The following is a 15,848-nucleotide window of genomic DNA, read 5'->3' as shown; positions in this document are numbered from 1 at the left end:
ATAGTCTCCATAGATTTCAAAACTTTTATCTAAAACTAAAGAATCTGAAATGATTTTATTATTTAAAAAATAGTTTGTTTTGTTGTTTTTAGAAAGAACGAGAACGCCATTTTTCTTTTTTATCTCATCATAATCAATAGGAATTATTTCCTTTCCTAAATAATTGAATACACCTTTTTTACCGTCTTTTTTTACAATAAATTCTTGGTTATAGGACTGAGAGAATTCGATATTGTCAAATTCAACAGGAAGTATTTCTCCTTTGGGTATACTAAATACGCCTTTTTTTTGATTTTTGGTGACTGCCCAGAATTCATTGTAAATTCTTTCTGTTTTATTAAAATTAATAGGAATCAATATCTTACCATAATTAGAAACAACACCCCAAAGTCCTTTTTTTTTAATAAAAATAAAATCTGATTTTTTCTTCTGATAAAGACTGTCTATATCTGAAATTACTATTTTCCCATCTTGATCTGTTAATTGAAATGTTTCTCCTTTTTTACTTATTAAAACTTGACTTTGTGATGTGGTTAATGAGATTTCTGAACTAACTTGAGAATAAGAACTATTTATAAATAAAATTGTAAATAAAACCGAAATGTATAATTTCATTGTTTAAGTTTAATTTGATGATGACTTAGATATTGGAGCTAAAATTATTTTTTAACTCTAACCGCTTCTGGAACAAGCATTTCATATTCGCCGCCATTACGCAATACATCACGAACAATGCTTGAACTTATATACGATGTGCTTGCAGCAGTTAATAAAAAGACAGTTTCAATTTTAGAAAGTTTTCTATTGGTGTGCGCAATGGCTTTTTCGAATTCGAAATCGGCAGGGTTACGCAAACCTCTTAATATGAAATCGGCTTTTTGTTTTTTGGCGAGATCTATTGTCAGACCTTCATAAGTGATAACTGAGACTTTTGGTTCGTCTTTGAAAGTTTCTTCAATAAAACGTTTTCTTTCTTCTAATGAAAACATGTATTTTTTTTCGGCATTTACACCAATTGCAATTACGATTTCATCAAATAAAGAAATTCCTCTTTTGATAATATCTTCATGACCTAAGGTAATTGGGTCAAATGATCCTGGGAATAAGGCTTTTCGCATTTTTTTTAAGGTTCTAAGGTTCTGAGATTCTAAGGTTGTGAGTTTTTAGGTTAAAAGGTTCTTTGGAAGACTTCGACTTTACTCAGTGTGGTAATATTGTGTTTAAAAAATAAAGTGCTAAGATCTTAGAACCTTAGCACTTTAGTATCTTAGCGTCTTTAAGAAAGAGCTAGTTCAATTGCATTTGTAAACAAATCTTCGAGAGAAATTCCGGCGGCTCTTGCTTGCTGCGGAATCAAACTTTCTGTTGTTAAACCTGGAATTGTATTCATTTCTAGCATATACGGTTCGTTGTCTACAATGATAAATTCACTTCTTGAGAATCCTTTCATTTTTAGAACTTCGTAAGCACGTTTGGCAACATCACTTACTTTTTGTGTTAATTCATCAGAGATTCTGGCTGGTGTGATTTCTTGTGATTTTCCTTCATATTTAGCTTCATAATCGAAGAAGTCATTGTCAGATACGATTTCGGTAATTGGTAATACTTTAATTTCGCCTTTGTAATTGATTACTCCGACAGAAACTTCGGTTCCGTCAAGGAAGCTTTCAATGATGATTTCGTTGTCTTCTTTATAAGCAACTTCAATCGCGATTGGAAGTTCAGCTTCTGTTTTTACTTTTGAAATTCCAAAACTAGATCCAGCTTTGTTTGGTTTAACAAAACATGGCAAGCCTACTTTTTTAACAATTTCCTCGGTATTGATAACATCACCTTTGTTTAAGTAATATGAAATTGCTGTTTTGATTCCGTAAGGTTTTAAAACAGATAATAAATCTCTTTTATTGAATGTTAAAGCTGATTGATAGTAATCGCAAGATGATTGCGGAATTCCTAATAATTCAAAATAAGCCTGCATTAATCCATCTTCTCCTGGAGTTCCGTGTATAGCATTGAAAACACAGTCGAAAGTAATTTTCTGATCGTTTATAGTTACAGAAAAATCATTTTTGTCGATTGCGTATTCCGCTTCTTTTTCGTCTACATATACCCATTTTTCTTTAAAAATATGAATACGGAATCCGTTGTATTTTGTTTTGTCAAGATATTGATATACAACGTTTCCGCTGATAAGCGAAATTTTGTATTCGCTTGAATATCCGCCCATGATGATGGCAATGTTTTTCATTCTATGCTGTTTATTTGTTTAATCGTTTGTTTGTTTAACTGTTTGTTTGTTTAACTGTTTGTTTGTTTAACTGTTTGTTTGTTTGTTTGTTTGTTTGTTTGTTTGTTTGTTTGTTTGTTTGTTTGTTTGTTTGTTTGTTTGTTTGACTGTTTGTTTGCCACGAATTTCTCAAATTTTCACGAATTGTTTTTTATTCGTTTTGTTTGTCCGGCTGAGCGGAGTCGAAGCACCGTTTATTGAATCACTTTGCGGAGGCTTCGACTCCGCTCAGCTTGACAATATTGTGGTTGCGTTATTAAAATAAAGAACAAAAATCTTCTTTTGAAACCAAGTGCCCTAGCCCTGATGGAAGCGGCATCCTTTTGTGGCGGTGTTCGCCATAAAAGATACAGCGGACAGCAGGAAACAGCTCCTTATCATAAAGCATATTAAAAGCTTTCTTGTTTAAAACAAAATTATCATTTTTTTTGAAACGAAATAGCTTTATCTTTGCCTCTAATAAAAATAAATTTATGAGTTTACGTAAGTATTTAACAAGCCGAGTATTTTTTATTCAAGTATTAAGTGCGGCTGCTATTATTGCCGTTTTAGGTTATTTGTTTATGCATTGGCTGACTTTTACCACGGATCATGGTCATGAAATCGCGGTTCCAAATTTAGCAAAACTGACAGAGGAGCAGGTAGAGCAAAAACTGGATGAATTGGATTTAGATTATGTGCTTTTAGATAGTGTTGATTATCGTAGTGAATTTCCAAAATATAGTGTTGTTGAGCAAGATCCATTGCCGGGAACAAAAGTAAAAGTAGGAAGAAAAATATATATTAAAATTAATTCATCAGGATTCTCGTCTGTTAGAATTCCTGATTTAATTGAAAAAACGTATCGTGAAGCGGTTCCAACTTTAAAAGCTTTAGGGCTTGAACCGGGAACAATTACTTATATTCCTAATCTTGGAAAAGATATGGTTTTGGAGATGCGATATAAAGGAAGAAATTTAAAAGTAGGAGATCGTGTGTTGAAGGCTTCAAAAATCGACTTGGTTTTAGGAGACGGAAAAGCAACTTATGAAGATGAAGGTCAGGCTGCGGATAGTACGGCTGCACCAACTACTGAAACCCCACAAGATGAACAATAATATTGAAAATTTAGATCTAGAAGACGAATTATTCGAACATTTTAGATTTGAAGTCCCTAAAGGTCAAGCGCTTTTACGTATTGACAAATATTTAATGAATTTGATTCAGAATGCGACTCGAAATAAAATTCAGAACGCCGCTACTGAAGGAAATATTTTTGTAAATGATATTCCAGTAAAATCAAATTATAAGGTTAAACCTTTTGATGTTGTAACGGTTATGTTATCGCATCCGCCGTTTGAAAACCATATTCTGCCAGAAGATATTCCGTTGAATATTGTGTATGAAGATGACGCTCTTTTATTGATTAATAAAGAGCCGGGAATGGTTGTGCATCCTGGTCACGGTAATTATACGGGAACGCTGGTAAATGCTTTGGCACATCATTTTGATAATCTGCCAATGAACAGCAGCGAGCGTCCAGGTTTGGTGCATAGAATTGATAAGGATACCTCAGGACTTTTGGTTGTGGCAAAAACGGAGGCAGCAATGACTCACTTGGCAAAACAATTTGAAGCAAAAACTTCTGAGCGTGAATATATTGCTCTTGTTTGGGGGAATGTTACGGAAGAGGAGGGAACCATTGAAGGAAACTTAGCAAGACATTTAAAAGATCGTATGCAAATGGCAGTTTTTGCTGATCCAGAAATTGGAAAACCTGCAATTACACATTATAAAGTTTTGGAACGTTTTGGATATGTTACTTTGATTTCTTGTAAATTAGAAACAGGAAGAACACATCAAATTCGTGCGCATATGAAACACATTGGACATCCGTTGTTTAATGATGAACGTTATGGCGGACATTTGATTTTGAAGGGAACTACTTTTACAAAGTACAAGCAGTTTATTGAAAATTGTTTTAAAGCGTTGCCGCGTCAGGCTTTGCACGCAAAAACACTTGGTTTCGTGCATCCAAATACAGGCGAAATGATGCGTTTTGATACAGAATTACCACAGGATTTTAAGGATTGTATTGAAAAATGGCGTAATTATGTCAAATCACATAATACAGAAGACGAAGAGAATTAGATTAGATAATTTGTCAATTAGAAAATTAGATAATTTGTTATATAAAAAAGCTCCTGATGGAGCTTTTTTTGTTTTAACTGTAAGTGTTTTTTACAGTGTTTTGACACTTAAATCAGTTATTTTGACTTCTCCGTTGGTTATGAAACCTAGTTTTCCTTTTTGACTTAGATTACTTTTTTCTAGGGAACATTCTAACGAGGTTTGATTGTTTACTGAAAAGAGTAATTGATTATTTTGAACTTTTATTTTTACGTTGTACCATTTGTTATTTTCTAACTTCATTGGTTTGGTAAATAGGCTTTTTCCGCCTCGTTTACCATATTCGTCATTGTCTTTGTAGTAAACTCCTTTACCAATAACTATATTTTGATCAATTTGATACAGATAAGTTCTAATGTAGTTTTCTTTATCAAAGTTCAACATAATTTCAAATAAAGATTCGTTGGTCATGTTTGCTTTAAAATCAATTTCGTAGTTTTTTGGAAGTTGTTTTTTGGATAGTATTACTCCCCAGTGCATTGGGCCACCAGTTCCTATCAAAGTATCTTTTTTTAGAAACCATTCTTTTGAATCACTGTTCCAATCTGATTTTAGTTTTGAAACTTCAGCGAGCTTATATTCTTTTCTAACTGTAAAAATTGAATTGGAGCAGGAGGTAAGCAGAAGTATTGTAAGTACAGCTGCATAATGGTTAAATCTCATTTTTTTGTTTAGTTTAATTCTGAATGGTATTTTATTTTACCAATAGAACCTGTTGGTGCTGGCAAAAGCTCAAATACAGAAGTAGGAGCAAGTCCAGATTCAATTCGATGTGAAACGTATAATACAGTCACGTTAGTTTCCTGTTTGATGGTATTGATCAGCTGAATAACTAAATCTACATTTTCGTCGTCTAAGCCTTCTACAGGTTCATCTAAAATTAATAACGGCGGATGTTTTAAAACGGCGCGAACAATTAATGCCACTCGCTGTTGTCCGATAGAAAGATCTATAAAACGTTTTTTTCTTAAATGTGTCATTTCGATAACTTCAAGCCATTGCGAAACAATTTGTTTTTGATGTGTTGTTGGCTCAATGTAAAGTCCAATAGAATCAAAGAATCCAGAAAGAATCATTTCTTCAAGTGTATGACTTTTTTGAAATAAATCAGTCATTGAAGTTGCAAAGATTCCAATTTGCTTTTTGATGTCCCAAACGCTTTCGCCGCTTCCTTTTTTTCTTCCAAATAAAAAAAGATCCTGACCAAATCCTTTTGGGTTGTCGCCTGTGATTAAAGATAGAATAGTGCTTTTTCCAGAACCATTTGGACCAACTAACTGCCAAAATTCACCTTGTTTTATAGTCCAAGAAATAGTATCAAGAATTTTTCTTTCGTCGTAGCTTACAGAAACATTTTCGAGTTTAATTAATACACTTTCGTGAAAAGTATGTGACTCAATCGCTTTAGGAATTGCGGCTGTATTTAGAGTTTTAAAATGATTTTCGGTTTTTGAAATTGGATGAAGTTCAAAAGTATTGTCGTTAATCTGCGCTTTATTCGGAACAAAATCAAGAACATCAACGGTACGATTTAGGAGTTGAATAATAGCAATTTCATTCGTTAAATTTTTTAAAGATTCTGCCAAAACTACACGAGAAGCCTGATCTAAATGATCAAACGGATTATCGAAAATGATAAAATCGGGCTTTTGATTGATACAGTATTTTAAAAATTCTTTTTTACGTTCGCCCGATGAAAATGTACGAAGCTGTCTGTGTGATTCTGGTGATGCTTCGACACTATCGTATTGATATTCTTTTTCAATGAATTTTTCAATTGCAATGTCTGAGAACAAAATCCCTTTTTGATTGTTAAAAACGGCTAATTCTCCTTTTGCTTCACTCGAAAGCAAACTGTCTATAAAAGCTTTTTTATTTACTTGATTTGATAAAAGTATATCCCAATGCTGCATTTCTGTATTTTAAAAAATTGTTGATTGTGTTGTATTCTATTTATTCTGTTTTTTTTACTGCCATTTCACGATCATTTCTGGACCATTCGCTCCATGATCCTACATAAAGTTTCGGAATTTCTATTCCGGCATAATCCATTGCTAATAAGCTGTGACAAGCTGTAACACCTGATCCGCAATGTACAATTATATTTTCGGATGGTTTGTCTTTTAAAATTGCTGTATATTTTTCCGCTAAAGCATCTGAAGATTTAAAAAGACCATTTTCATCCAGGTTTTCGCTAAACGGAATATTTATGGCACCCGGAATGTGTCCAGCAATTAAATCCAAAGGCTCAGTAAGTCCGTCAAAACGATTTTTATCTCTTACATCAATTACAATGCTTTCGCTATTGTTTCGGGCTTTTTCTACTTCTTCAATATCGGCTGTTTTTAGTTTCCATTCAGAAATGGGATAATTTTCTACTGCTTCAAAAAATTTGATTTCAGAACTTACAGGAAAACCTGCTTTTATGGCTTCTTGTAAACCGCCGTTTAAAACTTGAACTTGTTCATGACCAATTGCTTTTAGCATCCACCAAAACCTAGAAGCGGCGTTTGAACCGTTTTTATCATCATAAATTATAATATGCGATGTCGGCGAAATTCCTAATTTAGAAAGTACTTCAGAAAATTTAGAGAAAGAAGGCAATGGATGTCTGCCGCCGTTTGCAGGATTTTCGACTGCTGCTAAATCTTTGTTTAAATCAACATAACGCGCACCTTGTAAATGTTCAGTTTTGAAATTTTCTTCGGCATTAATTCCTGCTCTGGCGTCAATTAGAATGATTTCAGATAAATTGCTCAGGTTTAATAATTCTTCAGCATTTATAAGTGGAGAGAGTTTAGCAGCCATTTTGGATAAATTTATTTTTTAGAGCTTCCTAACCAGAGTAAGCTGTTTGTAATTAATTTAGTTTCGGTTTCATTTTCAAAAGTATACGAAAGCGTTTTGTTAGTTCCGTTGTCATAATCTATATCATTATGTCCCATATTGATATAAATCATTTTGTAATTTTTATTTGTCCAGACAACAGGATAATAACCATTATGCCAAATTTCGCTGGCTTTTGGTCCTGTTCCTAACGGAAAACTGCTTTCATCAATCGCAACAAGAATTTTTATGTCTGTATTTTTTCTTAGATCATTATTCCATCTGTACCATTCGTTTGGTGCTGAAGCAAAGGTTTTAGGAAGGTTTTTTGTTGCGGAGTGCTGATTTTCAATTTTTAAAACCGCCGATGTAGGTTTCCATGTATTACTTACATATTCGCCGGAACCTAAAAAAGTATTGTGATACCAATTCCAGTTTTGTGGATATTCTGAATCATTTAAAGCAAAAGCAGAAAAGTGAAAACCTATAAAACCGCCGCCATCTTTCATAAATTTTTCAAAGGCTTTTCGCTGCTCTAAGGTTTCAGGTCTTGTATCTAAAAATAAAACGACTTGATAATTGGCTAAAAATTTCTCGTTCAAGTTGTTCCAATTGTCAGTCGAATCATAAACAAAATGATTTTCTTCTGCGATTTTAGGAAATCGTTTATTGGCTTCATGAACAAAACTAATATGAGCTTGATCATTTTTTGCCGTATAAAAAGCAATAACCTTAAATTTAGGTTTTTCTTTTTTTTGCTGTGAAAATCCTGTAAAGCAAACTAAAAAAAGCATCAAAAGGATACTTTTTTTAGTTGTAAAATATTTTGTGTTATTGAAAATAAGCATTTCTAAGGCAGCTTAACTTGGAATTTTCTCAATTAGAATTTCGTTTTCTGCGCTATCAAAATAAGTGCAGGTCATTTCTATAATATCAACTCTCCATTTTGCTATGCCGCATTGACCAGAATGGTTACAAAAAGTAATATAATCTGTTTCGCCGTGTTGATGTTTTACTAAAAATTCTATAAAAAGCTCTTTATTAACCGTTGGAGCAATTGCAATTGGTCTGTATTTTTCATCAGAAGTAACAGTATAATTGTTTACACCGTAATATTCGACATGACCATCGTGTACAAATGTGTCATAGCCTTTTACGCCCAGAATAATCAGGTCTTGTATATAATTTGGAAAGTCGGCACCGCTTTGTACTTTGGCGTGAGCCTCTTTGATTTGCTCTATAGTAAACATATGTTTCGTTTTTAATTAATTACTTTTTCAAAAATACGATTATTGATTTTATTAATGAATCAAATTAAGTAATGTATCCTTAATAAGGTTGAAAAATTGCAAAGTATAAAATTACTGTTAAGCATTTTGAAATACAAAGAACAGTGTCATAAAGTTATCAGAAAAAGGGTATTCTAAGTTATTTTGTAGTTTTTAAAGCCATTTATCGATTATTTTTTGTGTTTTTATCGATTAAATGATCTTGATTGTGAAAATAATGTATTTAAACGAGTAATGTGGTACTTGGAGGGACTTCTTTTATTAACAGGAAAATTGTCTTTAAATTAGTGTAAGAATGTTGTCAGCTAAAATTAGTATTATGAAAAAAACAATACTTATACTCTTGCTTTCCGTCTCTGCATTTGCTCAGGAAATCAATACTTTTGATTTCGCCGTTATAAACTCTACTTTGATATCTGCTAATATTGATCTTGATAAAGGAAGAAGTGTTGTTGCGGCTAATAAAGATCAATATTCGGCCTATTTTCAGTATGCTCTTGCGATGTGTCAGGAAGATATTATTTTTGGTGCCGGGATTGATAAATCTGAGATTGACAGGACTTATATTGGTTATATTGGGAAAATATGCGATAAATTTAGAGCTACAATCGGCATAGGTTATGTTGATTCTCGAAGCGGTTATCAAGGAACATTTACAGGATTTAGTATTTCGTATCATTTTGGAGAAAATACTTATGTAGGAGGAAATTTAGAGAATGTACATTCTGTAAGTATGGATTATGAAACGGATGAAAGTTTTGATTATTATCAAAAAATGGTTCCGAAGGTTTTTGCCAGTTATGAGTTTGTTCCAAATTTTATTGTTTTCGGGCAATTAAGCAGTAGGGTTAATGATATTGCCTTAAAATATCAGGTTAACCGATTCTCTGCAGGTGGATTTTACTCGGGACATGGTGTTGAAGGAATTTTTGGAACTGTAAATATTGGCCGATTTGCTATTTCTTGCAGTACTACTTTTGACAGGGTAAATTTTGGATTGAAGTTTGAATAGGTTTGATTTAAAAGGAAATAAAAAAACCGAAAAGTGATTGCTTTTCGGATTTTAATGTTTTGTACATAGTCAGATTTAATTTTATAATCCAACAAAATCATCGCTTTTAGGAAAAATACTCAATGCTTGAATTGCAATTTCAGGTGTTGGAGAAGCTAGCTTTCTTAGTTTAGTGTCCATCCATGCACCATCAACAGTAATAACGGCACAAAGTGTATCGTCTTCACGTCTAAATTCATGAATAATAGACCAGCGTGAAGCGTCGGCTTTCATTTTTGATGTTTTGGTATGAATAAATATTTTGTCTGAGAGTTTTAATTCTTTTCTAAAAACACATTCTTCTCTAAACAAAACAGGACCAAAACCTTGTGTCTGCATTACTCTTAAAGTTAAACCTAATTCTTCAAGAATTTCGATACGATGCTGCGCGCCAAAATCGTAATAAGCACTATGACGAACGTGAAAGTTTGGGTCTAGATCTGACCAGCGAAAAGATATTTCTTTTGTAAATGATGCCATTTTGTAATTGTAATTTTAATGAGAAATCGAAATTACGAATAAATATGAAATGGGAGTTTTTCTTAGTAGTTAAATATTTTTAATTGCGCGGGGAATAAATCGATTTTGGTACAGTTGAGTTTTGAAGTTTTTTATGTAAATAGATTTGAGACAGGGTTTTATTTAAGAAACTTGGAAGGAAAGTAATAATTAAGTATGCTAAAATAATGACATGAATTATTGGAGTATGCCATGCATGTCAGGTTTAAAAAATGTCATGTTGTCAGCCGATTATTGTCGTGCCAATAATAAAACTGACAATTTTATTTAGTTTTTTATATTGGCACAAAGATTGACTTATGCCACCTGAGTTATAAAATTAAATCAAAAATTAAATATATAAAAAATGGGTAAAATAATCGGAATTGACTTAGGTACGACGAACTCTTGTGTTTCTGTAATGGAAGGTAACGAAGCAGTTGTTATTCCTAACGCAGAAGGAAAAAGAACAACTCCATCTATCATCGCTTTTGTTGAAGGTGGCGAAATTAAAGTAGGTGATCCTGCAAAAAGACAAGCAGTAACGAATCCTACAAAAACGATTGCTTCTATTAAACGTTTTATGGGACACACTTTTGCTGAAACTACAGAAGAGGCAAAAAGAGTTCCTTACAGTGTTGTAAAAGGTGACAACAATACGCCACGTGTGGATATTGACGGTCGTTTATACACTGCTCAAGAATTGTCAGCAATGACACTTCAAAAAATGAAAAAAACTGCTGAAGACTATTTAGGTCAAACTGTAACTGAAGCGGTTATTACTGTTCCTGCTTACTTTAACGATGCACAACGTCAAGCTACTAAAGAAGCTGGAGAAATTGCTGGTCTTAAAGTTATGCGTATCATCAATGAGCCAACTGCAGCTGCACTTGCTTACGGATTAGATAAAAAAGGAACTGATCAAAAAATTGCTGTTTACGATTTAGGTGGAGGTACTTTTGATATCTCTGTTCTTGAATTAGGAGACGGTGTATTCGAAGTATTATCTACAAATGGTGATACTCACTTAGGTGGTGATGATTTTGACCAAGTTATTATTGACTGGTTAGCTGACGAATTCAAAACTGAAGAAGGTATTGATTTACGTTTAGATCCAATGTCATTACAACGTTTGAAAGAAGCTGCTGAGAAAGCTAAGATTGAATTATCATCTTCTGCTGAAACAGAAATCAACTTACCTTACGTAACTGCGACTGCTTCTGGACCAAAACACTTAGTGAAAAAATTATCTAGAGCTAAATTTGAGCAATTATCTGATACTTTAGTAAAACGTTCTATGGAGCCAGTTGCTAAAGCATTAAAAGATGCAGGTTTATCTACATCTGATATCGACGAAGTTATCCTTGTAGGAGGTTCTACTCGTATGCCAAGAATCGCTGACGAAGTTGAAAAATTCTTCGGTAAAAAAGCATCTAAAGGTGTTAACCCTGATGAGGTTGTTGCTATTGGAGCTGCTATTCAAGGTGGAGTTTTATCTGGAGATGTAAAAGATGTATTGTTACTTGACGTAACACCTCTTTCTTTAGGTATCGAAACTATGGGTGGTGTATTGACTAAATTAATTGAGTCTAACACAACTATCCCAACTAAAAAATCTCAAGTATTCTCTACTGCTGCTGATTCTCAACCATCTGTTGAAATCCACGTATTGCAAGGAGAAAGAGCTATGGCTGCTGATAACAAAACTATCGGTCGTTTCCACTTAGATGGTATTCCGCCAGCACCAAGAGGAGTTCCTCAAATCGAAGTAACTTTCGATATCGATGCTAATGGTATCATCAAAGTTTCTGCAACTGATAAAGGAACTGGAAAATCTCACGATATCCGTATCGAAGCTTCTTCTGGATTAACAGCTGAAGAAATCGAAAAAATGAAAAAAGATGCTGAAGCTAACGCTGATGCTGACAGAATTGCAAAAGAAAGAGCTGAGAAATTGAACGAAGCTGATAGTACTATTTTCCAAACTGAAAGTCAATTGAAAGAATTGGGAGATAAAATTACAGATGAGCACAAAACAGCTATCGAATATGCTTTAACTGAATTGAGAATGGCTCACCAATCTCAAGATCTTGATGCAATCCAAAAAGGATTAGACAATGTTAATGCAGCTTGGAAAACAGCTACAGAAGCAATGTACGCTCAAGGTGATGCAGGACAACAAGCTGCTCCACAACAAGAGCAATCTCAAGGAGACAACGTTGAAGACGTTGAATTCGAAGAGGTAAAATAATTTACTCCGTAGAGACGCATTATTATGTGCCTTTACAATTGAATATGAAAACCGAGTCAGAAATGGCTCGGTTTTTTTTATGGATATAATTCACGTTTAAGTAGTGGAAACAATAAAAAGAATACTTTTTAAAAGCAATGTGATTTCTTAAATCTTTCTGAGCAAAATGATAAATGTCATTTCTCATTCGGATTCTTTTTCGTAATATTACTATTGTAAATTTTTTTGAATGAGAAAGATCAAATACAAGAAAGGGAGAAAGCTGCAACATATTACTTTAGAGTATACAGGCTCGCATAAAGAGCATGAAACCGAGATGCAGCTTTTTGTATATAACGATACAGATGTTGTTGAATATGATAAGTTTACCGTTCTGGCTCTAAATTCTTGTTTTGATTATACTAAAAATAATTGGCTTAATATTCACGGTTTAAATGACATTGGTTTACTTAAAACTATAGGTGCACATTTTAAATTTGATGATTATTTATTGGCTGATATTTTAAACACTACCAAAAGAACCAAATTAGAAGAACAGCCTGATATTTTGTTTTTCAACATAAAATCACTTTTACCTTCGGAATATTCAGATAATATAAGTGTTGAACAGCTTAGCTTTATTTTAAAAGACGGAATTTTGATTTCTTTTCAAGAAAAGCGAAGCGATTTTTTTACCCATATTCGCGAACGACTTCGAACGCATTCAGGAATTGTAAGAACTAAAAAAGTAGATTATCTTCTTTATTTGTTATTAGATGCTGTAATCGAAAACTTCTATATTACAATTGAAGATGAAGAAGATAAAATAGAAGAACTTATCAATTTGACTAAAAAAGGTGCTGATCCTGTTATTTTAGAAAAGATTGAAAATCACCGTGATAATTTTAATTTTTTAAAGCGTTCAATTGTTCCTCTTCGAGATTCGCTTTATTACTTAAAAACGATTAAAGATGATGATACCAACAGTTTGATACAAAAGGAAACTTTTAATTTTTTTATCAGACTGCATCAAAAAAGTTTAGAGCTTTTAGAGCAAATAGAATCAGATATGAGCTCTCTTGAAAGTGCTTCTAACTTTTATTTTTCGGAACAAAGCCGAAAGATGAACGAAATTATGAAAACCCTTACTATAATTTCTGCCATATTTATACCGCTTACTTTTATTGTTGGGGTTTACGGTATGAACTTTGAAAACATGCCAGAGCTAAAATACCGTTATGGTTATTATAGCGTAATGGTGGCAATGGTTTTACTGGTAATAGCCTTGATTGTTTACTTCAAGAAAAGGCGTTGGTTTTAATCTTCTAAATATTAAAATAGAATTCAAATAGATACGTTAAGTTTCAAAATATAAATTATGAGTAAAGCAATATATATAGCAACGAGCGATCACAATAGCGGAAAATCGATTATTACACTCGGTTTGATGAGTATTTTGATTGGAAAAACAGCCAAAGTAGGGTATTTTAGACCTATTGTAGAAGATTTTGTCGATGGCGAATTAGATAATCATATTGAAACCGTTTTATCGCATTTTAACCTCGATATTAAGTTTGAAGATGCTTATGCCATCACAAAAAGTAAACTGATTAAGAAAAAGAACAAAGGAAAAATAGGAGAGGTTTTAGATTTAATTATCGAAAAATATAAAAAACTCGAAGAACGTTTTGATTTTGTTTTGGTAGAAGGAACAAGCTTTACCGGCGAAGGAACTTCAATCGAATTAGATTTGAATGTTTTAATTGCTAAAAACTTAGGAATTCCAACAATAATTATTGGTTCAGGAGTAGGGAAAACATTGGAGGAATTGGTTGACAGTTTATATTTAGTTTACGATTCTTTCAAAGTAAAAGAGGTTGAGGTTTTATCTGTTTTTGCCAATAAAGTACAACCCGAAAATATTGAATTAGTAACTAAAAGCCTTCAAAAAAGCTTACCAGAGAATGTTTTGGTCAATACAATTCCGCTAATTTCAAGTTTGAACAACCCGACAATGCAGGAAATTGTTAATGAACTTGATGCTAAAGTTTTGTTTGGAGGAAACTATTTAAATAATGAAATTGGCCACTTTAGCGTTGGAGCTATGCAATTGCATAATTATTTGGTTCATTTACACGATAATGCTCTTGTAATCACTCCAGGAGATCGCTCTGATATTATTTTAGGAGCTTTGCAAGCTAATGAATCGGCAAATTATCCAACAATATCGGGGATTATATTAACTGGAAATATCGTTCCAGAAGAAAGTATTTTAAAGCTTATAGAAGGACTTTCGGCTATTGTTCCAATTATAGCAGTTGACGGAGGAACATATCATATTACAAACAGAATTGGTGCGATTAAGTCTGAAATCTATGCTAACAACACGCATAAAATTGAAACGTCGATAACCACATTTGAAAAATATGTTGATAACGAAGCTTTATCCGAAAGATTAATCACTTTTGAAGCTGAAGGCATGACGCCAAAAATGTTTCAATACAATATGGTTAAAAGAGCCAGACAGCATCGTAAACATATCGTTCTGCCTGAAGGAAATGATGAAAGAATTATTATTGCAGCTTCGAGACTTTTGGCGATGGATGTTGTTGATATTTCGATTATTGGAGAAAGAAAACAAATTGAAAATAAAATTGCAGAACTTGGAATAGCATTTGATTTTTCTAAAGTAAATATCATCAATCCAAAAGAATCAGAATTGTATGAAGATTATGCTAATACTTATTATGAGCTTAGAAAAGCAAAGAATGTAAGTATTACAATGGCTAGAGATTTAATGGAAGATGTTTCGTATTTTGGAACTATGATGGTGTATAAAGGCCACGCAGACGGAATGGTTTCTGGTGCGGCACATACTACGCAACATACTATTCTGCCAGCTTTACAATTCATAAAAACCAAACCTAATTCGTCTGTAGTTTCATCCGTATTTTTTATGTGTTTAGAAGATCGAGTTTCTGTTTTTGGAGATTGTGCCATCAATCCGAATCCAACTGCAGAACAATTGGCAGAAATTGCAATTTCATCGGCAGAATCAAGTTCAGCTTTTGGAATTGAACCAAAAATTGCCATGCTTTCTTATTCTTCTGGATCATCAGGAAAAGGGGATGAAGTAGATAAAGTAAGAGCAGCAACCGAAATTGTAAAACAAAAACGTCCTGATTTAAAAATTGAAGGTCCAATTCAGTATGACGCTGCAGTTGACCGCGCTGTTGGTAAAAGTAAAATGCCAGATTCTGAAGTGGCAGGGCAGGCGAGTGTACTAATTTTTCCAGATTTGAACACAGGAAACAATACTTATAAAGCAGTACAAAGAGAAACAGGAGCATTGGCAATTGGTCCGATGCTGCAAGGGCTAAATAAACCAGTAAACGATTTAAGCCGTGGTTGTACTGTAGACGATATTATCAACACAGTTGTAATTACAGCAATTCAGGCACAGGGAATGTAAATTTAATTAAAAATTAAAAAATAAAC

General features: G+C 33.2%; 15 protein-coding genes. 6 read left to right on the top strand and 9 right to left on the bottom strand.

The features are described from left to right. From BOW57_RS16115 to BOW57_RS16105, 3 genes are all read right to left on the bottom strand, one after another. The coding region (locus tag BOW57_RS16115; protein ID WP_164973725.1) for a WG repeat-containing protein at positions 1-615 on the bottom strand (615 nt) is incomplete at its 3' end. Positions 616-659: 44 nt separating this feature from the next. Continuing rightward, positions 660-1,118, bottom strand: a complete 459-nt coding sequence (gene coaD, locus BOW57_RS16110) for a pantetheine-phosphate adenylyltransferase (RefSeq protein WP_089052301.1) — start codon at positions 1,116-1,118, stop codon at positions 660-662. 158 nt (positions 1,119-1,276) lie between these two features. Next, complete coding sequence (locus tag BOW57_RS16105; RefSeq protein ID WP_089052299.1) at positions 1,277-2,248, bottom strand: D-alanine--D-alanine ligase; 972 nt, start codon at positions 2,246-2,248, stop codon at positions 1,277-1,279. Positions 2,249-2,760: 512 nt separating this feature from the next. Here BOW57_RS16105 and BOW57_RS16100 point away from each other — a divergent pair. Together BOW57_RS16100 and BOW57_RS16095 are read left to right on the top strand one after the other, a co-directional pair. Beyond that, positions 2,761-3,384, top strand: coding sequence for a PASTA domain-containing protein (locus BOW57_RS16100; RefSeq protein WP_089052298.1), 624 nt, complete (start codon positions 2,761-2,763; stop codon positions 3,382-3,384). Further along, positions 3,374-4,417: an RluA family pseudouridine synthase gene (locus BOW57_RS16095; protein ID WP_089052297.1), complete on the top strand. Its 1,044-nt coding sequence runs from the start codon at positions 3,374-3,376 to the stop codon at positions 4,415-4,417. Before BOW57_RS16100 ends, BOW57_RS16095 begins: the two co-directional genes overlap by 11 nt. Positions 4,418-4,507: 90 nt before the next feature. Here the strand turns inward: BOW57_RS16095 and BOW57_RS16090 are convergent, their stop codons facing one another. From BOW57_RS16090 to BOW57_RS16070, 5 genes are all read right to left on the bottom strand, one after another. Next, positions 4,508-5,119: a hypothetical protein gene (locus BOW57_RS16090; RefSeq protein ID WP_129055717.1), complete on the bottom strand. Its 612-nt coding sequence runs from the start codon at positions 5,117-5,119 to the stop codon at positions 4,508-4,510. An 8-nt stretch (positions 5,120-5,127) separates the two neighbouring features. Then, positions 5,128-6,369, bottom strand: coding sequence for an ATP-binding cassette domain-containing protein (locus tag BOW57_RS16085; protein WP_129055715.1), 1,242 nt, complete (start codon positions 6,367-6,369; stop codon positions 5,128-5,130). A gap of 40 nt (positions 6,370-6,409) precedes the next feature. Next, on the bottom strand, positions 6,410-7,264 hold the full coding sequence (locus tag BOW57_RS16080) for a sulfurtransferase (RefSeq protein ID WP_129055713.1): 855 nt from the start codon (positions 7,262-7,264) through the stop codon (positions 6,410-6,412). Positions 7,265-7,275: 11 nt separating this feature from the next. Then, the gene (locus BOW57_RS16075) at positions 7,276-8,076 is read right to left on the bottom strand and encodes a ThuA domain-containing protein (protein ID WP_129055711.1); all 801 of its coding nucleotides are present in this window, start codon (positions 8,074-8,076) and stop codon (positions 7,276-7,278) included. Between the two features lie 66 nt (positions 8,077-8,142). Next, on the bottom strand, positions 8,143-8,532 hold the full coding sequence (locus BOW57_RS16070; protein ID WP_129055709.1) for a DUF1398 domain-containing protein: 390 nt from the start codon (positions 8,530-8,532) through the stop codon (positions 8,143-8,145). Positions 8,533-8,890: 358 nt separating this feature from the next. Between BOW57_RS16070 and BOW57_RS16065 the strand changes: the two genes are divergently transcribed. Beyond that, complete coding sequence (locus BOW57_RS16065; RefSeq protein ID WP_089058179.1) at positions 8,891-9,583, top strand: hypothetical protein; 693 nt, start codon at positions 8,891-8,893, stop codon at positions 9,581-9,583. Between the two features lie 81 nt (positions 9,584-9,664). On the opposite strand, the gene BOW57_RS16060 is transcribed toward BOW57_RS16065, so the two are convergent. After that, positions 9,665-10,102, bottom strand: a complete 438-nt coding sequence (locus BOW57_RS16060; protein WP_089052291.1) for a thioesterase family protein — start codon at positions 10,100-10,102, stop codon at positions 9,665-9,667. 385 nt (positions 10,103-10,487) lie between these two features. Between BOW57_RS16060 and dnaK the strand changes: the two genes are divergently transcribed. From dnaK to pta, 3 genes are all read left to right on the top strand, one after another. Beyond that, positions 10,488-12,371 (top strand): molecular chaperone DnaK, encoded by a 1,884-nt coding sequence (gene dnaK, locus BOW57_RS16055; RefSeq protein ID WP_089052288.1) that lies wholly within the window; start codon positions 10,488-10,490, stop codon positions 12,369-12,371. Positions 12,372-12,600: 229 nt separating this feature from the next. After that, positions 12,601-13,671: a magnesium/cobalt transporter CorA gene (corA, locus tag BOW57_RS16050; RefSeq protein WP_129024601.1), complete on the top strand. Its 1,071-nt coding sequence runs from the start codon at positions 12,601-12,603 to the stop codon at positions 13,669-13,671. Positions 13,672-13,728: 57 nt separating this feature from the next. Then, positions 13,729-15,822, top strand: coding sequence for a phosphate acetyltransferase (gene pta / locus BOW57_RS16045; protein ID WP_089052286.1), 2,094 nt, complete (start codon positions 13,729-13,731; stop codon positions 15,820-15,822). Positions 15,823-15,848 lie beyond the last annotated feature (26 nt).

Source organism: Flavobacterium sp. YO64, from assembly GCF_004119505.1.
In the GTDB taxonomy this organism is placed as follows: Bacteria; Bacteroidota; Bacteroidia; order Flavobacteriales; family Flavobacteriaceae; genus Flavobacterium; species Flavobacterium oncorhynchi.
The sequence above is the reverse complement of the archived record's forward strand: the minus strand, read 5'-3'. Positions and strand labels throughout refer to the sequence as shown.

What these genes read in the sequence shown, in the direction of transcription:
- dnaK (WP_089052288.1), top strand. Translation starts at nt 10,488, where the DNA reads ATGGGTAAAATAATCGGAATTGACTTAGGTACGACGAACTCTTGTGTT.
- BOW57_RS16090 (WP_129055717.1), bottom strand. Translation starts at nt 5,119, where the DNA reads ATGAGATTTAACCATTATGCAGCTGTACTTACAATACTTCTGCTTACC.
- corA (WP_129024601.1), top strand. Translation starts at nt 12,601, where the DNA reads ATGAGAAAGATCAAATACAAGAAAGGGAGAAAGCTGCAACATATTACT.
- BOW57_RS16095 (WP_089052297.1), top strand. Translation starts at nt 3,374, where the DNA reads ATGAACAATAATATTGAAAATTTAGATCTAGAAGACGAATTATTCGAA.
- BOW57_RS16075 (WP_129055711.1), bottom strand. Translation starts at nt 8,076, where the DNA reads ATGCTTTTTTTAGTTTGCTTTACAGGATTTTCACAGCAAAAAAAAGAA.
- BOW57_RS16065 (WP_089058179.1), top strand. Translation starts at nt 8,891, where the DNA reads ATGAAAAAAACAATACTTATACTCTTGCTTTCCGTCTCTGCATTTGCT.
- BOW57_RS16070 (WP_129055709.1), bottom strand. Translation starts at nt 8,532, where the DNA reads ATGTTTACTATAGAGCAAATCAAAGAGGCTCACGCCAAAGTACAAAGC.
- pta (WP_089052286.1), top strand. Translation starts at nt 13,729, where the DNA reads ATGAGTAAAGCAATATATATAGCAACGAGCGATCACAATAGCGGAAAA.
- BOW57_RS16105 (WP_089052299.1), bottom strand. Translation starts at nt 2,248, where the DNA reads ATGAAAAACATTGCCATCATCATGGGCGGATATTCAAGCGAATACAAA.
- coaD (WP_089052301.1), bottom strand. Translation starts at nt 1,118, where the DNA reads ATGCGAAAAGCCTTATTCCCAGGATCATTTGACCCAATTACCTTAGGT.
- BOW57_RS16060 (WP_089052291.1), bottom strand. Translation starts at nt 10,102, where the DNA reads ATGGCATCATTTACAAAAGAAATATCTTTTCGCTGGTCAGATCTAGAC.
- BOW57_RS16085 (WP_129055715.1), bottom strand. Translation starts at nt 6,369, where the DNA reads ATGCAGCATTGGGATATACTTTTATCAAATCAAGTAAATAAAAAAGCT.
- BOW57_RS16100 (WP_089052298.1), top strand. Translation starts at nt 2,761, where the DNA reads ATGAGTTTACGTAAGTATTTAACAAGCCGAGTATTTTTTATTCAAGTA.
- BOW57_RS16080 (WP_129055713.1), bottom strand. Translation starts at nt 7,264, where the DNA reads ATGGCTGCTAAACTCTCTCCACTTATAAATGCTGAAGAATTATTAAAC.